Origin of the sequence: Chamaesiphon sp. OTE_75_metabat_556, assembly GCF_031378165.1 — a bacterium.
In the GTDB taxonomy this organism is placed as follows: Bacteria; Cyanobacteriota; Cyanobacteriia; order Cyanobacteriales; family Chamaesiphonaceae; genus Chamaesiphon.
The window spans coordinates 1-2,019 of sequence record NZ_JANNDR010000218.1 but is presented as its reverse complement, the minus strand read 5'-3'; the positions used below and the strand labels follow the sequence as shown (position 1 = coordinate 2,019).

The 2,019-nt window shown below is 45.4% G+C and carries 3 protein-coding genes; 2 read left to right on the top strand and 1 reads right to left on the bottom strand.

The annotated features are described in order from the left end of the window. A partial coding sequence (locus RMO27_RS09045) for a glutathione S-transferase family protein (protein WP_309731537.1) occupies nt 1–196 on the top strand: 196 nt, incomplete at its 5' end. A 79-nt stretch (nt 197–275) separates the two neighbouring features. Next, nucleotides 276–1,082 carry a thiazole synthase gene (locus RMO27_RS09040; RefSeq protein ID WP_309731535.1) on the top strand — a complete coding sequence of 269 codons (807 nt, stop codon included), beginning with the start codon at nt 276–278 and terminating at the stop codon, nt 1,080–1,082. Between the two features lie 294 nt (nt 1,083–1,376). Here RMO27_RS09040 and RMO27_RS09035 read toward each other — a convergent pair whose 3' ends face one another. Next, a complete protein-coding gene (locus RMO27_RS09035; protein ID WP_309731533.1) occupies nt 1,377–1,610 on the bottom strand; it encodes a helix-turn-helix transcriptional regulator in 234 nt (77 codons plus the stop codon). Nucleotides 1,611–2,019: the final 409 nt, after the last annotated feature.

Below are 2,019 nucleotides of genomic sequence, written 5' to 3'. Positions count from 1 at the left end.
GACTCCTCTGAATGAACTACTCAGCAAACATTCTTATCTTTTAGGTGATGAATTTAATGTCGTCGATGTGGCTGTTGGTGCAATTTTGTACTATATTCCCTTGATGCTCAAGGTGGATTTGTCCGCATATCCAGCCGTGATGAATTATATGCAATCTTTATCTAGCCGTCCTGCTTTCAAGGTAGGTATGTCCTAAAATTGGTTAGGATAGAGATCCCACATCAGCAGCTTAACCCGTTGAGGGCTGGCACTACCCACCCTAATTCTCATTCTTTATGTTAACTTCGATCGATCGACCCTTAATTATTGCTGGCAAAACCTTCAACTCGCGGCTGATGACGGGTACGGGCAAATATCGTAGCATCGCGCAGATGCAAAAGAGTATCATCGCCAGCGGTTGCGAGATCGTCACCGTAGCCGTACGCAGAGTCCAAACCAAAGCCGCTGGACATGAGGGTTTGGCAGAAGCGATCGATTGGACTAAAATCTGGATGCTACCCAATACCGCTGGCTGTCAAACTGCCGAAGACGCTGTGCGGGTAGCGAGATTGGGTCGAGAGATGGCAAAATTATTGGGACAAGAAGATAATAACTTCGTCAAATTGGAAGTAATTCCTGAAGGTAAATATCTCTTACCAGATCCGATCGGTACCCTCCAGGCTGCCGAGCAGCTCATCAAAGAAGGTTTCGCCGTACTCCCCTACATAAATGCAGATCCACTCCTTGCCAAGCGGCTAGAAGAAGCCGGATGCGTCACTGTCATGCCATTGGGTTCTCCGATTGGTTCAGGACAGGGAATTAGAAATCTCGCCAATATCCAAATCATCATCGAAAACGCCCAAGTCCCCGTCGTCGTCGATGCGGGCCTTGGTACCCCCAGCGAAGCCGCTCAAGCAATGGAAATTGGTGCGGATGCCCTTTTGATCAATACCGCGATCGCCTGTGCTGAGGATGCCCCCCTGATGGCTCAGGCGATGGGAATGGCTGCGGTGTCGGGACGATTGGGCTATCTGGCGGGGAGAATTCCAGTTGCAAAAGTTGCGATCGCCAGTTCGCCCCAAACAGGGACAATTAATTCATAGGTTGATTTGAAGCCTAAAACCTAAGTATGTCGATCGATAGCAGGGTCGAGGATTCTTTATAGTGTTAACATTGACACCAGAGGGCTATCGAGAGCAAGTTTATCGGGGTAGCGACAAATTACAATTTCAAGATACCGTGTTAAATTTAACCGCCGATGAGATTCTATCCGCTGGTTGATGGCAATAATCTCTTTAGGGGCAGCTTCATGCCTGCCCTCGACCATTTTAGCTCTGCACTAACAGGGTACCCACAAGGGGATGCCCCTACAAATTAATGTCGATCGAGTGAGATTTTCAAGCAACTTCTTTAGGCAACATTTCAATCTTTATTTTTCGACCTAAAGCTGCGGCAATCCGCGCTAACATAGACAAAGAATGCCCCTCATAGTCAGCATCTTCCAATCGAGCAATCACCGATTGAGTGGTGCCAATTAAGTCTGCTAATTGTTTTTGTGTCAATCCAGCTTGTTTGCGAACATCATAAATAATTAGCGAAACTTGAGCATTAACAGATGACTCTCTGACCATTTCTTGTAGCTCTGGATCGCAATCAATTTCTGAATAATTTTCATAGCATCATTTGTTTCACTCATTTGGTTTTACCTCTCGTTCTATATAAGTATAAGTTTCAGGATCGATCGAGTCACCCTGAACAGGTGTTATGTTGAGATTGTCGTTACTCATGGAGAACTCCTAAATGTCGAATGACTGTCTATCCTTCACTCACAATCTCGCTGCTCAGCCAGCGCAAGGATCGAGAACTGCAATCTAATTCCTCGATCGTCATCTATTACATTCATATATTTTTGTCCTGATTCTATGTTCAGTATCTAGAAAATAGATATTGATATACTTTGTGATGGGATATGTCGCTAGTTGGAATTATCATTTGGGCGGGTTGGGTATTTTCTATACAGCGGTTTGCAGGTTTATGAGG

Coding starts and splice junctions, on each gene's coding strand:
- RMO27_RS09040 (WP_309731535.1), top strand. CDS start 276: ATGTTAACTTCGATCGATCGACCCTTAATTATTGCTGGCAAAACCTTC.
- RMO27_RS09035 (WP_309731533.1), bottom strand. CDS start 1,610: ATGGTCAGAGAGTCATCTGTTAATGCTCAAGTTTCGCTAATTATTTAT.